Origin of the sequence: Denitratisoma sp. (assembly GCA_032027165.1) — a bacterium.
In the GTDB taxonomy this organism is placed as follows: Bacteria; Pseudomonadota; Gammaproteobacteria; order Burkholderiales; family Rhodocyclaceae; genus Desulfobacillus.
Genome location: JAVSMO010000001.1, coordinates 909,345 through 925,871, shown reverse-complemented (window position 1 = coordinate 925,871; position 16,527 = coordinate 909,345). Strand labels below are relative to the sequence as shown.

The window sequence follows — 16,527 nt, the reverse complement described above, 5'->3', positions numbered from 1 at the left end:
ATTTTCATAAACACGCGGTCATTTTTACGGGATTCGACGATGGGCTTCCTCGCAGGAAAACGCATCCTCATCACCGGCCTGCTATCCAACCGCTCGATCGCCTATGGCATTGCCAAGGCCTGCCATCGCGAGGGCGCCGAACTGGCCTTCACCTACCAGAACGACCGATTCAAGGAACGCATTGCCAAATTCGCCGATGAATTCGGCAGCAAGCTGATCTTCCCCTGCGATGTGGCGGAAGACATGCAGATCGATGCGCTCTTCGCCGAACTCGGCAAGCACTGGGACGGGCTGGAGGGGCTGGTTCACTCCATCGCTTTTGCACCGAGTGAGGCCATCGAGGGCGATTTCCTCGAAGGCATTACTCGCGACGCTTTCCGCATCGCCCATGACGTCTCCTCCTATAGCTTCCCAGCTCTGGCCAAGGCGGCCCGGCCGATGCTGCTGAAGGGCCGTCATCCCTCGTTGCTGTGCCTGTCCTACCTCGGTGCCGAACGCACCCTACCCAACTACAACACCATGGGCCTGGCCAAGGCCAGCCTCGAGGCAGGCACGCGCTACCTGGCCTTCTGCCTGGGTCCGCAGGGCATCCGTGCCAACGCCATTTCGGCCGGACCGATCAAGACGCTCGCCGCCTCAGGCATCGGCAACTTCGGCAAGCTGCTCGCCTACAATGCGCACCACGCGCCGTTACGACGGAACGTCACCATCGAGGAAGTCGGCAATGCGGCCGCATTCTTGCTCTCCGACCTCGCCAGCGGCATCACCGGCGAGATTCTCTACGTCGACGGCGGCCTCAACACCACAGCCTTGGGCAATCCCGATCCCCTGCCGCAGTAGCAACGCTTCGCCGGAACGAAAACGGGCTGCCGCGGCAGCCCGTTTTCGTTCCGTGCCACTCAGGCACACGGCAAGTCCGTCGCCGGACCCTATTCTCCGTCGCCTTTCGCCAGCGCCGCCTTGTTGATCTTGACCCCGTAACGTTGCTGCAACGCTGCCAGATAGGCATTGAAGTCCTCGGCGCCCGACAGTTGTGCGAGTTGCGCCCGCTGCATTTGCGCCCGCTGGTCATCCCCGCCTTTCCCAGCACCGGAACGGACCTGCGAAATGCGATACACGACATAAGCGCCGTTGGGCAGTCCGATTCCAGCGTAAGCGGGCAGCTTGCCGGCAGGAGCGGCGAAAATCACTCGCTGCGCCTCCGGCGACAGGCCGCGCATCGGCGACCGCATGACCGACTGCGGCTGTCCCCAGGCGAGCACAACTGCCTCGCCCCGCTGCAGCCGGGCGAGCTTCTCTTCGCCGTCCTTCTGCGCCAGGCGGGCCGTCTCCTCCGCAATCAACTTTCTTTCTATGTCGCCCTTGACCGATTCGAACGACCGCAGTTCGGCCGGGCGCACCTCCATCACACGCGCAGCAACCAGGGTATTCGGCGCCACCTCGACGGCATCCGTGTTGCGCCTGTTCTTCAAGGCATCGTCGGAAAACAGGGCTGCGAACAGCTTATCGTTGCCAGCCAACGGCCCCGCCGCAGCGCGATTACCCTGATCGAAGAAGCCGGTCTGCCGAATCGACAACTTGAATTTCTCAGCGGCCGGTTGCAGGCTGTCCGATTGTTCATACACCATATTCGAGAAGGTCTCCGCAGCCTCTGCGAACTTCCGGCCTGCCGCCTGGAGCTTGAGTTCAGCAGCGATTGAATCGCGTGCCTCCTCGAGGCTGCGCACCTTGCCGGGCTTGATGCCGGTCAGCCGGATGATGTGGAAGCCGAACTCGCTGCGCACCACACCGCTGACCTGATTCTCTTTCAACGAAAATACGGCATCCTCGAACGGCTTGACCATCGCGCCGCGCGGAAAAAAGCCGAGGTCGCCGCCCTTCGGGCCCGATCCCGGATCCTGCGAGTGTTCCTTGGCCAGCTTGGCAAAGTCTGCCGGATTTCTATTCACCTGCTGGAGAATCGCGTCGGTCTTCGCGCGGGCGGCCTTCAATTCCGCCTCGGGCGCATCCGCCGGGGCCTGGATGAGGATGTGGCTGGCGCGGCGCTCCTCCTGCGTCACGAAATTCTTGGCGTTTTTCTCATAGGCGGCCTTGATCTCCTCCGCGCTGACCGCGGTCTGCTCCATCAGGGCTTCACGACTCAGCACGACGAACTCCGCGCGGATCTGTTGCGGTATCTCGAAAAGCTTGCGGTTCTTTTCGTAGTAATCCTTGACAGCTTCGGCAGACAATTTGACCTGTGCGGCATACTGTTCCGGCCGGATCGCCGCCTCGCTCACCTGGCGTTCCTCGAGTTGGATCGCGATCACCCGTTCAGCCGCGGCATTTGAAATGACGGCGGTGTCGGAAACCGCCTGCACCAGCTGCTGCAGCGTCAGATCCTGGCGCAGCTTGGCTTCGAAACCGGCTTGCGTCAAACCCTGGGCGCGAAGCGCTTGCTCATAACGCCGCCTTGAGAACTTGCCGTCTTCCTGCAGCGCCGGAATCGAGCTGATGACTTCGATCAGCTGCGCATCACTGGCCGTCAGGCCCGATTTGGTCGCATGCAGTAGCAGCAGGCGCTGGGTGATCAGCGAGTCGAGCATGGCCTGGCGCGCTTCCGGCGTCTCCAGCATGGCGGGATTGAAATCGCCTCCCATTTGGGCGCGCAGCCGTTCCTGCTGGTCCCGCACGGCCTGGGCGAATTCCTGGCGCGAAATTGGACTCCCGCCGACAGTGGCCATTTCACTTGAGCCGCCACCGCTGCGGAAATAGGAATCCACGCCCCAGAAAGCGAAGGGCAGCGTGATCAGGACCAGAAAGCCCTGGACGATCCGTTTGTTGTTGCGTACCGCGTCGAACATGCTCGGCCACCGTATTCAAACGTGGGGAAGATAGAAAAAAAGGCGAACTCGCGTTCGCCTTTTTTCCGATTTTGGCGGAGTGGACGGGACTCGAACCCGCGACCCCCGGCGTGACAGGCCGGTATTCTAACCAACTGAACTACCACTCCTGAATCCTGTTGCTGCAAGCCAGAACCGTCACTCATCCTGACTGGTGGGTGCTGACGGGATCGAACCGCCGACATTCGCCTTGTAAGGGCGACGCTCTACCAGCTGAGCTAAGCACCCGCATGCTTCGCCGTCCGCGCCACGCGACCCAGCAAAAGCGCGCTAGTTTACCGCATCTTTCAGCGCTTTTCCAGCACGAAACTTCGGCACGCGTGCAGCCTTGATCTTGATCATCGCGCCGGTGCGCGGATTGCGGCCGCTGCGCGCCGCACGCTTGCCCACGTAAAACGTTCCAAAACCGACCAGCGTCACCATGCCTCCCTTCTTCAGGGAGGTCCTGATCGCGCCCACGGTGGCGTCCAGCGCCCGGCCGGCAGCCGCTTTGGAAATATCGGCCGACTTGGCGATCTGATCGATGAGTTCTGACTTGTTCACAAAGGCCCCCTCTGACTCTGGATTGATGAATGACAAACAATGAAAGGCGAAGGCGCTTTATAGCAAGCCGAAAAACCTCGTGTCAAGCGACTTTCGGATGGGGGCGCAGATGTGAAGACGCAAACGTGCGCATGCATTGCCGCGGCTGCGGCAATGCATGCGTGTAGTCGAATGGATTCAGTGCGTAATCAGATTCGAAGCGGCCGCTGCCTCGCCCGACGCTACGGCAGCCACATCGGCCGACTCTGGCAACGGCTCGGGCTTGCGTTCGAGCGCCAGTTCCAGCACCTGATCGATCCACTTCACCGGAACAATCTCGATCGCATTCTTGATGTTCTCCGGAATGTCGACCAGGTCCTTGACGTTTTCCTCAGGAATCAGCGCAGTGCGAATGCCACCACGCACTGCAGCGAGAAGCTTCTCCTTCAGCCCTCCGATCGGCAGCACTTCCCCGCGCAACGTGATTTCGCCGGTCATGGCAACATCGGCACGCACGGGAATGCCGGTCAGGATCGAGACAAGCGCCGTCGAGATCGCAATGCCGGCGCTCGGGCCGTCCTTCGGCGTCGCTCCTTCCGGCAGATGGATGTGGATATCGCTCTTCTGGTAAAAGTCCTCCGAGATGCCGAGCGCCCTGGAACGCTTGCGCACCACCGACAGCGCCGCCTGTATCGACTCCTGCATCACCTCGCCGAGCTTGCCGGTCGTCATGGTCTTGCCCTTGCCGGGCAGCACCACCGCCTCGATGGTGAGCAGTTCGCCGCCGACCTCGGTCCAGGCCAGGCCGGTGACCTGGCCGACCTGATTCTCCTTCTCGGCCATGCCGAAGGTGTATTTGCGTACGCCGAGATACTTGTCGAGATTGCGGGCGTTCACCACGACCTTGCTGTGGCGCTTCTTCAGCACCAGGGATTTCACCACCTTGCGGCAGATCTTGGAGATTTCACGTTCCATGCTGCGCACACCGGCCTCGCGCGTGTAATAGCGCACGATGTCGCGCAGCGCATCCTCGGTGACGGACAATTCTTCCTTCTTCACGCCGTTGTTCTTCAGCTGCTTGGGCAACAGGTAGCGCTGCGAGATGTTCACCTTCTCGTCCTCGGTGTAGCCCGAGAGGCGGATCACCTCCATGCGGTCCAGCAACGGCGCCGGAATGTTCAGGGTGTTGGCAGTGGCGACGAACATTACGTCTGACAGGTCGTATTCGACCTCGACATAATGGTCAACGAAGGTGGAATTCTGTTCCGGATCGAGCACTTCCAGCAGGGCCGAACTCGGATCGCCGCGGAAGTCCTGGCCCATCTTGTCGACCTCGTCGAGCAGGAAGAGCGGGTTCTTCACGGCAACCTTGGTCATGTTCTGCAGTATCTTGCCCGGCATGGAGCCGATGTAGGTGCGGCGATGGCCACGGATCTCCGCCTCGTCGCGCACGCCGCCCACGGACATGCGCACGAACTTGCGGTTGGTTGCGCGGGCAATCGACTGGCCGAGCGAGGTCTTGCCGACGCCCGGAGGGCCAACCAGGCAGAGGATCGGCGCTTTCAGCTTGTCTACGCGCTGCTGCACCGCCAGATACTCGAGAATGCGCTCCTTGACCTTCTCCAGGCCGTAGTGATCCTTCTCCAGAACCTTCTCGGCGACGGTTAGATCCTTGCTGATGCGGCTCTTCTTCTTCCAGGGCAGGTTGGTCAGCGTCTCGATGAAGTTGCGCACCACTGTCGCCTCGGCGGACATGGGCGACATCAGGCGCAGCTTCTTCAGCTCGGCGAGCGCCTTGTTCTGCGCCTCCTTGCTCATGCCGGCCGTCTTGATCTTTTTCTCCATCTCGTCGAGGTCGGCACCTTCCTCGCCCTCGCCAAGTTCCTTCTGGATGGCCTTGACCTGTTCGTTCAGGTAGTACTCGCGCTGGCTCTTCTCCATCTGGCGCTTGACGCGGCCGCGGATGCGCTTTTCGACCTGCAGGATGTCGAGCTCGGTCTCGAGCTGCGAGAGCAGCTTCTCCAGCCGGCCGCCGACGTCGAAGATCTCGAGGATTTCCTGCTTCTGCTCGAGCTTGAGCGGCAGATGGGCGGCAATGGTGTCGGCCAGGCGTCCGGCCTCCTCTATGCCGGCCAGGGAGGTGAGGATTTCCGGGGGGATCTTCTTGTTGAGTTTCACGTACTGGTCGAACTGGGCAATGATGGCCCGGCGCATGGCTTCGACCTCGTGCGTCGTCCGTTCGTCGGCCGGCAAGGGCATGACCGTCGCGGAGAACATGCTGCGCTGATCCACAACACGTTCGATGCGGGCGCGCTGGCCGCCTTCGACCAGCACCTTCACTGTGCCATCGGGCAGCTTGAGCATCTGCAGAATGTTGGCGACGCAGCCGATCTCGTACATGTCCTCGACGCCGGGCTCGTCCTTGGCCGCCGATTTCTGCGCAACGAGCAGGATGTGCTTGCCCGCCTCCATGGCGGTTTCCAGCGCCTTGATCGATTTCGGCCGCCCGACGAACAGCGGAATCACCATGTGGGGGAAAACCACCACGTCCCTGAGGGGAAGCAGCGGCAGTTCAATTTGTTCTGCGGGGAGGTCAAGCGCGCTTGACATGATGTTTTCCTTTATAGAGACAGCCGTTGAACCTATGTGGGGATCAACGGCAGGAAATTCAAGAAGTTCAGTGGGGGCCCAGGAAAACCGGTTAGGCCATCAGAAACAATCAGTTGGAGCCGGCCACCTTGGGCTGGTCGGCGTAGATCAGGATCGGCTTCGAGGTGCCCTCGATCATGCCCTCGTCGACCACCACCTTAGAGACATTCTCCATGTTGGGAAGTTCATACATGGTATCGAGGAGAACCGATTCGAGAATGGAGCGCAGACCGCGCGCCCCGGTCTTGCGTTTGAGCGCCCGGCGAGCGATGGCCTGCAGCGCCTGGGGGCGGACCTCTAGCTCGGCGCCCTCCATCGCGAAAAGCTTCTGGTACTGCTTGATGAGGGCATTCTTCGGCTCGACGAGGATCTCCATCAGCGCCGCCTCGTCCAACTCGTGCAGCGTCGCCACCACCGGCAGACGGCCGACGAACTCGGGGATCAGGCCGAACTTGATGAGGTCTTCCGGTTCGACCATGCGCAGGGTTTCAGTGACGTCCTTGCTGTCGCGACTCTTCACCTCCGCGCCGAAGCCGATGCCGGCCTGCTCGGTGCGGTTGCGGATAACCTTGTCCAGGCCGTCGAAGGCGCCGCCGCAGACAAACAGGATGTTGGTGGTGTCGACCTGGACGAAGTCCTGGTTCGGGTGCTTGCGGCCGCCCTGCGGCGGCACCGAGGCGATGGTGCCTTCGATCAGCTTCAGCAGCGCCTGCTGCACGCCTTCGCCCGAGACGTCGCGGGTAATCGACGGGTTGTCGCTCTTGCGCGAAATCTTGTCGATCTCGTCGATGTAAACGATGCCTTGCTGCGCCTTCTCGACCTCGTAGTCGCACTTCTGCAGCAGCTTCTGGATGATGTTCTCCACGTCTTCGCCGACGTAGCCGGCCTCGGTCAGCGTCGTCGCATCGGCCATGACGAAAGGCACGTTGAGCAGGCGCGCCAGGGTCTGCGCCAGCAGCGTCTTGCCCGAGCCGGTCGGGCCGATCAACAGGATATTGCTCTTCGCCAGCTCCACCTCATCGCTCTTCGACAGATGCTTGAGGCGCTTGTAATGGTTATAGACGGCGACCGACAGGATGCGCTTGGCCGGGTCCTGGCCGATGACGTACTGGTCGAGGATGGTGCAGATCTCCTTCGGCGTCGGCAGTTCGCCCTTGGCGCCCTTGCCGCCGTGGTCGGCGGCAATCTCGTCCCGGATGATGTCGTTGCACAGCTCGATGCATTCGTCGCAGATGAAGACGGAGGGCCCGGCGATGAGCTTGCGCACCTCATGCTGGCTCTTGCCGCAGAAGGAACAGTAGAGGAGCTTTTCGCCCGGGGTCTTCTTTTCCGTCATCTCTGTCTCCGTATTCTTACGCCGCGCGCTTTTATCACGCTTCTGCGCGGTTCGTCAGTACCTTGTCCACCAGGCCGTACTCGACCGCCTCAGCGCCCGAGAGGAAGTTGTCGCGGTCGGTGTCGCGCTCGATGCGCTCGATCGGCTGGCCGGTGTGCTTGGCCATGATCTCGTTCAGGCGCGAACGCAGGTAGAGGATTTCCTTGGCGTGGATCTCGATGTCCGAGGCCTGGCCCTGGAAACCGCCCATCGGCTGGTGGATCATCACGCGCGAGTTGGGCAAGCAGAAGCGCTTGCCCTTGGCGCCGGCCGTGAGCAGGAAGGCGCCCATGCTCGCCGCCTGGCCGACGCACAGCGTCGATACGTCCGGCTTGATGAACTGCATGGTGTCGTAGATGGCCAGGCCGGCCGAGACGGAGCCGCCCGGCGAGTTGATGTAGAAATAGATGTCCTTATCGGGATTTTCCGACTCGAGGAAGAGCAGCTGGGCAACGATCAGGTTGGCCGTGACGTCGTTCACCGGGCCGACCAGGAAGACGACGCGCTCCTTGAGCAGGCGCGAATAGATGTCGTAAGCGCGTTCGCCGCGCCCGCTCTGCTCGATCACCATGGGAACCAAGCCCAGTGCCTGGGGATCCCACTGATCCTGCTGCCCGTTGCGGTTGCCGTAGCTCATGCTTGGTTTGAACGGCATCATGCCGCATTTCCCATCAGTTCGTCAAAAGAGGCCGCCTTGTCCGTGCTCCGGGCATTGGCCACCACCCAATTCACCACGTTTTCCTCGATCGCCAGCGCCTCGACCTGCGCCAGGCGTTGCGGTTGCGAGTAGTACCAGCGCACCACCTCCTCCGGCTGCTCGTAGGACTGCGCCTGCTCGTCGATCAGCGCGCGCACCTGCTCGGGCTTCGCGTGCAGGGCATTTTCCTTCACCGCTTCGGCAATGATCAGTCCCAGCTTGACCCTGCGCTCGGCTTGGGCGGTGAACCAGGTCGCGTCGACCGGCATGTTCTTGATGTCTACGCCCCGATTCGCCAAATCTTGACGGGCGGCCTCGGCCATCGATTCGGATTCCTGCTCGATCAAGGCCTTGGGCACTTCCATCGGGTTGGCCTCCAGCAGGGCCTGCATGGCCTGATCCTTGATGCGTGCCTTGATGCGCTTTTTCACTTCGCCTTCCAAGTTCGAACGAATTTCGGCGCGCATCTTCGCCACGTCGCCATCCTCGATGCCAAGGGACTTGGCGAATTCCGCATCGACTTCCGGCAGCTGCGGCGCCTCGACGCCCTTCACAGTGACGTCGAAGCTGACCGTCTTGCCGGCGAGGTCGCCCGCTTGGTAGTCGGCCGGAAAGGTCAGGTCGAAGGTGCGGCTCTCGCCCGCCTTGAGGCCCGCAATGCCGTTCTCGAAATCCGGCAGCATGCGCCCCTCGCCCAGAACTACCGGGTAATCGGTGGCCTGGCCACCCTGGAACACCTCGCCGTTCAGCTTGCCGGTGAAGTCGATGGTGACGCGGTCACCCTTGGCCGCCGCACGCTCGGCCGGGGCAAACGTCGTACGCTGCTTGCGCAGCACTTCCACGGTCTTGTCGACTTCAGCATCGCCCACTTCGAGCTGGGGTCGCTCGATGCTCTTGTCGCCGATGCCGTTCAGCTTCACTTCGGGGTAAACCTCGAACACCGCGGAAAACTCCAGCTTGGAGGCGTCTTCACCGCTCTTCGGCTCGATGCGAGGATAGCCGGCGACGCGCAGGTTCTGCTCGCGCACGGCATTGCCGAAGGCTCTTTCGACCGCTTCGCCAATGGCTTCATTGCGCGCCTGGGCGCCATAGTGCTGCTCCACCATCTTGAAGGGCACCTTGCCCGGGCGGAAACCCGGCATCTTCACGGTGCGCGCCATTTTCTTCAGGCGCTGGGCGACGTCTTTTTCAATATCCGCCATCGGCACCGTCATATCGATGCGGCGCTCCAGGGGGCTTGCGGGTTGAGGGTTGGTCTGCATGAAAAATCCTAGGTTGAATCAATTGGTTGTGCTGGGCAGTCAGCCGGCCTGGTGCGAAGGGCGGGATTTGAACCCGCACGCCTCGCGGCGCTGGAACCTAAATCCAGTGCGTCTGCCAATTCCGCCACCTTCGCGTGCTGTCATTCTAACCCATTACCCCCTATACTGGCGACCCCGAAAAGAGGCGCAAGTACCCGCCAAATCGGGATTTTCCAATGTCGGCCGACCATTACGAGAACTTCCCCGTCGCATCGCTCCTGCTGCCTGCGCGCCTGCGCGAGCCGGTCAAGGCCATCTATGTCTTTGCCCGCAGCGCCGACGACATTGCCGACGAAGGTACCCTCACCGACCGGGAGCGCCTGGCCGGGCTGGATCGCTACCGGGCTGAACTGGATGCCATTGAAGCCGGCCGGCCGACGCAGGATCCGGTTTTCCTGCGCCTGCGACCGGCCGTCGCGGAGCACCACCTGCCTATGTCTCTGTTCCGCGACCTGCTCGACGCCTTCAGTCAGGACGTAGTGAAGAAACGCTACGCCAGTTTCGGAGAATTGATGGATTACTGCCGTCGTTCCGCCGATCCGATCGGCCGGCTGCTGCTGCATCTCTACGGGATCGACGACGCCAAAAGTCAGTCCCTGTCGGACGGCGTCTGCAGCAGCCTGCAGCTCATCAACCACTGGCAGGACATCGCGATCGACTGGCAGAAGGGACGCGTCTACCTGCCGCAGGACGAACTGGCGCGCTTCGGCATCAAAGAGTCCCAGATCGCCGAGGGCCGCTGGGACGCTGCCTGGGCAGCCATGATGGATTTCCAGACCGACCGCGCCCGCAGCATGATGGAGGCCGCCAGTCCCCTCGTGCACGTGCTGCCCGGCCGCATCGGCCTCGAGCTGCGGCTCATCATCGCCAGCGGCTTTCGCGTACTGGACAAGCTTCAGCGCGTGCGCGGCGACGTCTTTCGCCGGCGGCCGGTCATCACGAAACGGGATTGGCCGGCCATCCTGCTTCATGCTGCAGCGGGGTGAATGCATGGCCCCGGACGAATACTGCCGACGCAAGGCCGCCGGGAGCGGCTCCAGCTTCTACTACAGTTTCCTCTTTCTGCCGCCGGAGCGCCGCCGCGCCATCACCGCCCTCTACGCCTTCTGCCGAGAGGTGGACGATGTCGTCGACGAATGCCCCGACCCGCAACTGGCCCGCACCAAGCTGGCCTGGTGGCGTGCCGAACTGGCCGGCACCTACGCCGGCCGGCCGAGCCATCCCGTGACGCGGTCGCTGGCAGACGCCCTGCGCAGTTTCAGCCTGCCCCAGGAATTGCTCGTCGAGATCATCGACGGCATGGAGATGGACCTGTCGCAGGCCCGTTATGCCGACTTCAAGGCGCTGCACCTCTACTGCTACCGCGTCGCCAGCGTGGTCGGCCTGCTGGCCGCGGAAATCTTCGGCTATGAGGACCGCCGCACCCTCAAGTACGCCCACGATCTCGGCCTCGCTTTCCAGCTCACCAACATCATCCGCGACGTCGGGGAGGACGCCCGCCGCGGCCGCATCTACCTGCCCCTCGACGAACTCGAGCGCTTCGGCGTCCCGGCCGAGGACATCCTCCACGCGCGCTACTCGGACGCCTTCCGGCGCCTCATGGAATTCCAGATCGAGCGCGCCGAACAGCAATACGAGCAGGCCTTCGCCCAGCTGCCGGCGCAGGACCGGCGCGCGCAGCGGCCGGGGCTGGTCATGGCGGCGATCTACCGCACCCTGTTGCGGGAAATCCGCCGCGACGGCTGCCGCGTCCTCGACCGCCGTATGGCACTGACGCCGATCCGCAAGCTGTGGATCGCCTGGCGCACCTGGGTCAGAGAGTAGGTCATGAGGGTCGCCATCATCGGCGCGGGCTATGCGGGCATGGCGGCAGCCAGCGAGCTGGCTTCGCGCGACATTCCCGTCACGGTGTTCGAAGCCTCGCGCACGCTGGGCGGCCGCGCACGGCGCGTCGAATCGCATGGCCATCGGCTCGACAACGGCCAGCACATCCTGGTCGGCGCCTATGCCGAGCTGCTTCGCCTGATGCGCCTCGTCGGCGCCGATCCGGACGAACTGCTCGAGCGGCGGCCGCTCAACCTGGTCTTTCCGGGCCGCATGCGGCTCAGCGCACCGCGCCTGCCGGCGCCCCTGCACCTCGCGGCTGCCCTCCTCACGGCGAGCGGCCTGTCCTTCGGCGCCCGGCTCGCCGCCGTGCGCTTCATGCAGTCCATGAAGAAGGCCGGCTTCCGGCTCGGTCTCGACATCCCCTTCGCCGAGTTGATGGCGCGGCATGGCCAGCACGCTTCGACGGTTCGCTATCTGTGGCAGCCGCTCTGCGTCTCGGCGCTGAACACCCCGCCGCATGAAGCCTCCGCCCAGGTCTTCCTCAACGTCCTGCGCGACAGCCTGGCGGCGGCGCGCGAAGCCAGCGACCTGCTGCTGCCGCGCACGGACTTCTCCGCCCTGTTCCCGGAACCGGCCGAGCGCTTCGTGCAGGAACGCGGCGGCGAGGTGCTGCGCGGAACGGCGGTCCGTGCCGTCACGCGGCACGCCGACGGCTTCCGCCTCGAAGGAGACCCCTCCGGGCGCAGCTATTCCCGCGTCGTCGCCGCGGTGGCGCCCTATCACCTGCAGCGCCTCGCCGAGGCGCTGCCGCAGCTGCAGCCGGTGCTGGAGGACGTCGCGCGATTCGACTACGAGCCGATCCTTACCGCCTATCTCGGCTATCCCCGCCCGGTGCGCCTGCCCGACCGCATGGTCGGCATCGGCGGCACGGCGCACTTCCTGTTCCAGCATGCCGACGACGTGCTCGCCGCCGTCACCAGCGCCCGCGGGCCGCACCTCGAGCTGTCGCACGAGGCGCTCGCCGCGCGCATCCACGCCGAAGTGTGCGGCGTCGTCGGCGAGGCGCCCGCGCCCGCCTGGACGCAGGTGATCGTCGAGAAGCGCGCCACTTTCGCCTGCCGACCCGGCGTGCGGCGACCGTCCGGCGAAACGCCGCTGGCGGATTTCTACCTTTGCGGGGACTACGTCGCCTCGGACTACCCGGCGACGCTGGAGGCGGCCGTGCGCAGCGGCGTCGCCTGCGCGCGCCTCGTCAGCTCACGAGCCGGCCGCTGCCCAGCTTGAGCACGCGGCCGCAGCGGCGGGCGATGGCCTCGTCGTGCGTCACCAGCACCAGCGTCGTGCCCAGCTCGGCGTTCATGGCGAACATCAGGTCGATGATGTCGGCGCCGGTGGCGGCGTCGAGGTTGCCGGTCGGCTCGTCGGCCAGGAGCAGGCCCGGCTTCGCGGCGAAGGCCCGCGCGATGGCGACGCGCTGCTGTTCGCCGCCGGAGAGGTGCTTCGGGTAATGGCCGAGGCGCTGTGCCAGGCCGACCCGCCCCAGCATCTGCTCCGCGTCGGCGCGTGCGCCGCTGCGCCCGGCCAGTTCCAGCGGCAGCATGACATTCTCCAGTGCGGTCAGCGCCGGCAGCAACTGGAACGACTGGAAGACAAAGCCCAGCATGCCGCCGCGCAATTCCGCCCGCGCATCCTCGTCCAGCGCATTGAGGTCGCGGCCACCGAGCAGCACGCGCCCCTGCGTCGGAACATCCAGGCCGGCCAGCAGTCCAAGCAGCGTCGATTTCCCGGAACCGGAAGCGCCGACGATGGCCACCGCCTCGCCGGCCATGACCCGGAAGGAAATCTCGTGCAGAATCACCAGCCGATCGTCGCCGCTCGGCACTTCCTTGCCGAGTGCGGCGGCTTCGACCATGGGTACCGAGGGTTCAATGCTGAAGTTCATCTCTGTCGGAATCTTTGTTCTGTTTTCGTTCGCTGCGCAGGCGGCAGGCAATATCCTCGTAGTCGGCGACAGCATCTCGGCCGGTTACGGCCTCGCCCAGGGACAGTCCTGGCCGTCGCTGCTCGAGAAGCGCCTGCGCGAACAGCGGCTGGATTATAGCGTCGTCAATGCCAGCATCAGCGGCGACACCACCGCGGGCGGCCGCAGCCGCATCGGCGCCGCGCTCGACCAGGCGCGCCCGGCGGTGGTGATCATCGCACTGGGCGGCAACGACGGCCTGCGCGGCCTGCCTGTCGCCGCCATGCGCGAAAACCTGGATGCCATGATCGGCGCCGCCCGCGCGCGCAAGGCGCGCGTCGTGCTGGTGGGAATGAAACTGCCGCCGAACTACGGCATCGACTACACGCGGGCCTTCGAGCGCAGCTATGCTGAACTGGCCAAACGCCACAAGTCGTCCCTGGTACCCTTCCTGCTGGAGGGTGTGGCCGAGAAGCGGGAGTTCTTCCAGCCTGACGGCATTCACCCCATTGCCGAAGCGCAACCGATCATCCTCGACAACGTCTGGAAGGTCCTCAAGCCGCAACTCAAATGACCTGCAGGCGGGCGGGCCCGGTTTCCAGGCGGCCGATGGCGGCCGCTTCGGCGAAGCCGGCGCCCTGCAGCTCGGCCAGCACGGCCCGTTCCGCTTCCGGTGCGCAGGCGACGAGCAGCCCGCCGCTGGTCTGCGGGTCGGTGAGCAGCTTCTGCTGCCACTCCGGCGCATCTGCCGGCAACGCCACGTCCGAACCGTAGCCGTTCCAGTTGCGCGTCGACGCGCCGGTGGAAATGCCTTCCTGGACGAAGCCGAGCGCCTCGGGAATGAACGGCAGGTCGGCGAAGCGCACCGTGGCGGACAACGACGAGCCGCGGCAGATCTCGAGCAGGTGGCCGGCCAGGCCGAAGCCGGTAACGTCGGTCAGCGCATGCACGCCGTCCAGCCCGGCCAGCCGCGCGCCGGGCGTGTTGAGCTTCGTCGTGTGGCGGATCATCGTGGCGTATCCCTCCGGCGTCAGCAGGCCCTTCTTCAGCGCTGCGGAGAGGATGCCGACGCCGAGCGGCTTGCCCAGGATGAGCACATCGCCGGCCTTGGCGCCGCTGTTGCGCTTGACGTGCTGCGGATGGACCAGCCCCAGCGCCACCAGGCCGTAGATCGGTTCCAGAACGTCGATGGAATGGCCGCCGGCGATGGGAATGCCGGCCTCTGCGCAGACCGACTCGCCGCCGGCGAGGATCTTGCGGATCACCTCCGTCGGCAGCTTGTCGAGCGGCATGCCGACCACCGCCAGCGCCATGATCGGCCGGCCGCCCATGGCGTAGATGTCGGATATCGCGTTGGTCGCGGCGATGCGGCCGAAGTCGTAGGGATCGTCGACGATCGGCGTGAAGAAGTCCGTCGTGGCAACGATGGCCTGCTCCTCGTTGAGCTTGTACACCGCTGCGTCGTCGCTGGTCTCGGTGCCGACGATGAGTTCCTTCGGCATGACGCGCAAGGGCGTGTCGGCGAGCAGTTCGGTCAGCACGGCCGGGGCGATTTTGCAGCCGCAACCGCCGCCATGCGAGAATTGGGTGAGTTTGATGTCCATGAAAACGATGAAGATACAGGGTGTCGCGAACGTAACACAGGCCGGCGAATTTGACGAGATCATCGACGTGCGCTCGCCGGCCGAGTACGCCGAAGACCATATGCCGGGCGCGGTCAATTGCCCGGTGCTCTCCAACGAGGAGCGCGCCCGCGTCGGCACGGTCTACAAGCAGGAGTCGCCCTTCGCCGCCAAGAAGATCGGCGCCGCCCTCGTCGCCCGCCACATCGCCGAGCACATCGAGACGCGCTTCCTCGACAAGCCGCGCGAATGGAAGCCGCTGGTCTACTGCTGGCGCGGCGGCAAGCGCAGCGGTGCCATGACCCATGTCCTGCGCCAGATCGGCTGGCACGCCTGCGCTCTCGACGGCGGCTACAAGTCCTGGCGCCGCCACGTTGTCGAGCAGCTCGCCGATCTGCCGCGGCGCTTCGCCTTCCGCGTCGTCACCGGCGCCACCGGCAGCGGCAAGAGCCGCCTGCTCGAGACGCTCGCCGCCCAGGGCGCACAGGTGCTCGACCTGGAGGCGCTGGCCGCGCACAAGGGCTCGGTGCTGGGCGGCCTGCCGGATGAGCCGCAGCCCTCGCAGAAGATGTTCGAGAGCCGCCTGCTCGCCGTGCTGCAGGGACTGACTTTTTCCAAACCCGTCTATGTCGAGGCGGAGAGCCGCAAGATCGGCCGGCTGCAGGTGCCCGACGCCCTGCTGGAGACCATGCGCGCCGGCCCCTGCCTGCGCCTCGAGGCGACTTTGCCGGCGCGCGTCGCCTTCCTCATCGGCGACTACGACTACTTCCTCGCCGACCCGGCCTCGCTCAAGGAAAAACTCGCCTGCCTGCGCGAGCTGCAGAGCGGCGAAACGCTGGCGCAGTGGAATGCGCTCATCGACGCGCGCGACTGGCCGGCGCTGGTGGGGGAACTGCTGGAGAAGCACTACGACCCGCTCTACAAGCGTTCGCAGGGCAGGAACTACGCATTTTTCGCCGACGCGCCGCGCTATGCCACCGACGACCTTTCGCCGGCAGGGCTGGACAGCCTGGCTAGACGGATTCTGGCAAACGCAGCCTTGCCGGATCTTCAGCCCTGACGGCGCACAAGCGCTGCACGCATGCAGGCTTGGGCCGGGCCACCTCGCCCTGCTCGAAGGCGACAATCTGGAGCGTGGTACCGAACACCTCGATCAGTTCGCTCGGGCGCAACAGGAAGTCCGGATTCGACGGCCGTCCGAAGCGCTCGTTGCCCAGCATGAATGTCTCATAGATGAGTACGCCGCCATCCGCCAGCGCCGCCACGAGATGCGGGAACAGCGGCCGGTGCAGGTAGTTGGACACGACGATGCCGTCGAATCGCCGACCCGCATAGGGCCAGGGACCATTCTCCAGGTCCGCCATGCGGATCGTCACGCCTGGAATGGCCGACAGGCCGGCCAATGCCTCCGCATCCCGATCGACGGCCTCGACCGCATGTCCCATGCCGGACAGAAGTCGCACATGGCGGCCGCGGCCGCAGGCCACATCCAGCACCGCAGCCGCCCGGGGCAGCAGAACGGCGCAACGCCTCACCCAGTCGGAGGGGGCATCCGCATGCGTGTGGCTCAAGTTCTCGCGCATTCAGTACGTTAACGTCTGTTGCCAGGGGCGAATGCAAATTATAAGCTGCGATCATGCAGGGACTGTCCGCCAAGATCCGAGACCAAGATCCGCCCCGCGGCGGCTTGTC

Annotated in this window: 15 protein-coding genes and 3 tRNA genes; 6 read left to right on the top strand and 12 right to left on the bottom strand. The window is 64.4% G+C overall.

Annotated elements, in window-relative coordinates:
* Nucleotides 1-39: 39 nt before the first annotated feature.
* Nucleotides 40-840, top strand: a complete 801-nt coding sequence (fabI, locus tag ROZ00_04410; GenBank protein ID MDT3735450.1) for an enoyl-ACP reductase FabI — start codon at nucleotides 40-42, stop codon at nucleotides 838-840.
* Nucleotides 841-929: 89 nt separating this feature from the next.
* On the opposite strand, the gene ROZ00_04405 is transcribed toward fabI, so the two are convergent.
* From ROZ00_04405 to ROZ00_04365, 9 genes are all read right to left on the bottom strand, one after another.
* On the bottom strand, nucleotides 930-2,843 hold the full coding sequence (locus tag ROZ00_04405) for a SurA N-terminal domain-containing protein (protein ID MDT3735449.1): 1,914 nt from the start codon (nucleotides 2,841-2,843) through the stop codon (nucleotides 930-932).
* 72 nt (nucleotides 2,844-2,915) lie between these two features.
* Nucleotides 2,916-2,992 (bottom strand) — tRNA-Asp (locus ROZ00_04400).
* A 42-nt stretch (nucleotides 2,993-3,034) separates the two neighbouring features.
* Nucleotides 3,035-3,110 (bottom strand) — tRNA-Val (locus ROZ00_04395).
* 42 nt (nucleotides 3,111-3,152) lie between these two features.
* Complete coding sequence (locus ROZ00_04390; protein ID MDT3735448.1) at nucleotides 3,153-3,425, bottom strand: HU family DNA-binding protein; 273 nt, start codon at nucleotides 3,423-3,425, stop codon at nucleotides 3,153-3,155.
* A gap of 177 nt (nucleotides 3,426-3,602) precedes the next feature.
* On the bottom strand, nucleotides 3,603-6,014 hold the full coding sequence (gene lon / locus ROZ00_04385; protein MDT3735447.1) for an endopeptidase La: 2,412 nt from the start codon (nucleotides 6,012-6,014) through the stop codon (nucleotides 3,603-3,605).
* Between the two features lie 109 nt (nucleotides 6,015-6,123).
* A complete protein-coding gene (gene clpX / locus ROZ00_04380; GenBank protein ID MDT3735446.1) occupies nucleotides 6,124-7,389 on the bottom strand; it encodes an ATP-dependent Clp protease ATP-binding subunit ClpX in 1,266 nt (421 codons plus the stop codon).
* A 34-nt stretch (nucleotides 7,390-7,423) separates the two neighbouring features.
* Nucleotides 7,424-8,065 carry an ATP-dependent Clp endopeptidase proteolytic subunit ClpP gene (clpP, locus tag ROZ00_04375; protein MDT3735445.1) on the bottom strand — a complete coding sequence of 214 codons (642 nt, stop codon included), beginning with the start codon at nucleotides 8,063-8,065 and terminating at the stop codon, nucleotides 7,424-7,426.
* A gap of 17 nt (nucleotides 8,066-8,082) precedes the next feature.
* Nucleotides 8,083-9,387, bottom strand: a complete 1,305-nt coding sequence (gene tig / locus ROZ00_04370; protein MDT3735444.1) for a trigger factor — start codon at nucleotides 9,385-9,387, stop codon at nucleotides 8,083-8,085.
* 49 nt (nucleotides 9,388-9,436) lie between these two features.
* Nucleotides 9,437-9,521, bottom strand: a tRNA-Leu gene (locus ROZ00_04365).
* 81 nt (nucleotides 9,522-9,602) lie between these two features.
* Here ROZ00_04365 and hpnC point away from each other — a divergent pair.
* The 3 genes from hpnC to hpnE are packed head-to-tail and all read left to right on the top strand — an operon-like array spanning nucleotide 9,603 to nucleotide 12,537.
* Nucleotides 9,603-10,412 carry a squalene synthase HpnC gene (gene hpnC / locus ROZ00_04360; protein ID MDT3735443.1) on the top strand — a complete coding sequence of 270 codons (810 nt, stop codon included), beginning with the start codon at nucleotides 9,603-9,605 and terminating at the stop codon, nucleotides 10,410-10,412.
* A 4-nt stretch (nucleotides 10,413-10,416) separates the two neighbouring features.
* Nucleotides 10,417-11,250, top strand: a complete 834-nt coding sequence (hpnD, locus tag ROZ00_04355) for a presqualene diphosphate synthase HpnD (GenBank protein MDT3735442.1) — start codon at nucleotides 10,417-10,419, stop codon at nucleotides 11,248-11,250.
* Nucleotides 11,251-11,253: 3 nt separating this feature from the next.
* Nucleotides 11,254-12,537, top strand: a complete 1,284-nt coding sequence (gene hpnE, locus ROZ00_04350; GenBank protein MDT3735441.1) for a hydroxysqualene dehydroxylase HpnE — start codon at nucleotides 11,254-11,256, stop codon at nucleotides 12,535-12,537.
* Here the strand turns inward: hpnE and ROZ00_04345 are convergent.
* On the bottom strand, nucleotides 12,506-13,195 hold the full coding sequence (locus ROZ00_04345) for an ABC transporter ATP-binding protein (GenBank protein MDT3735440.1): 690 nt from the start codon (nucleotides 13,193-13,195) through the stop codon (nucleotides 12,506-12,508). The genes hpnE and ROZ00_04345 overlap by 32 nt on opposite strands.
* Here ROZ00_04345 and ROZ00_04340 point away from each other — a divergent pair.
* Nucleotides 13,182-13,787 carry an arylesterase gene (locus tag ROZ00_04340; GenBank protein ID MDT3735439.1) on the top strand — a complete coding sequence of 202 codons (606 nt, stop codon included), beginning with the start codon at nucleotides 13,182-13,184 and terminating at the stop codon, nucleotides 13,785-13,787. The genes ROZ00_04345 and ROZ00_04340 overlap by 14 nt on opposite strands.
* Here the strand turns inward: ROZ00_04340 and selD are convergent.
* Nucleotides 13,780-14,817, bottom strand: coding sequence for a selenide, water dikinase SelD (selD, locus tag ROZ00_04335; GenBank protein ID MDT3735438.1), 1,038 nt, complete (start codon nucleotides 14,815-14,817; stop codon nucleotides 13,780-13,782). The two genes, ROZ00_04340 and selD, sit on opposite strands and share 8 nt — an antisense overlap.
* On the opposite strand from selD, the gene mnmH reads away from it, so the two are divergent.
* A complete protein-coding gene (mnmH, locus tag ROZ00_04330) occupies nucleotides 14,810-15,895 on the top strand; it encodes a tRNA 2-selenouridine(34) synthase MnmH (protein MDT3735437.1) in 1,086 nt (361 codons plus the stop codon). The two genes, selD and mnmH, sit on opposite strands and share 8 nt — an antisense overlap.
* Here the strand turns inward: mnmH and ROZ00_04325 are convergent.
* A complete protein-coding gene (locus tag ROZ00_04325) occupies nucleotides 15,849-16,418 on the bottom strand; it encodes a class I SAM-dependent methyltransferase (GenBank protein ID MDT3735436.1) in 570 nt (189 codons plus the stop codon). The two genes, mnmH and ROZ00_04325, sit on opposite strands and share 47 nt — an antisense overlap.
* Between the last annotated feature and the right edge of the window lie 109 nt (nucleotides 16,419-16,527).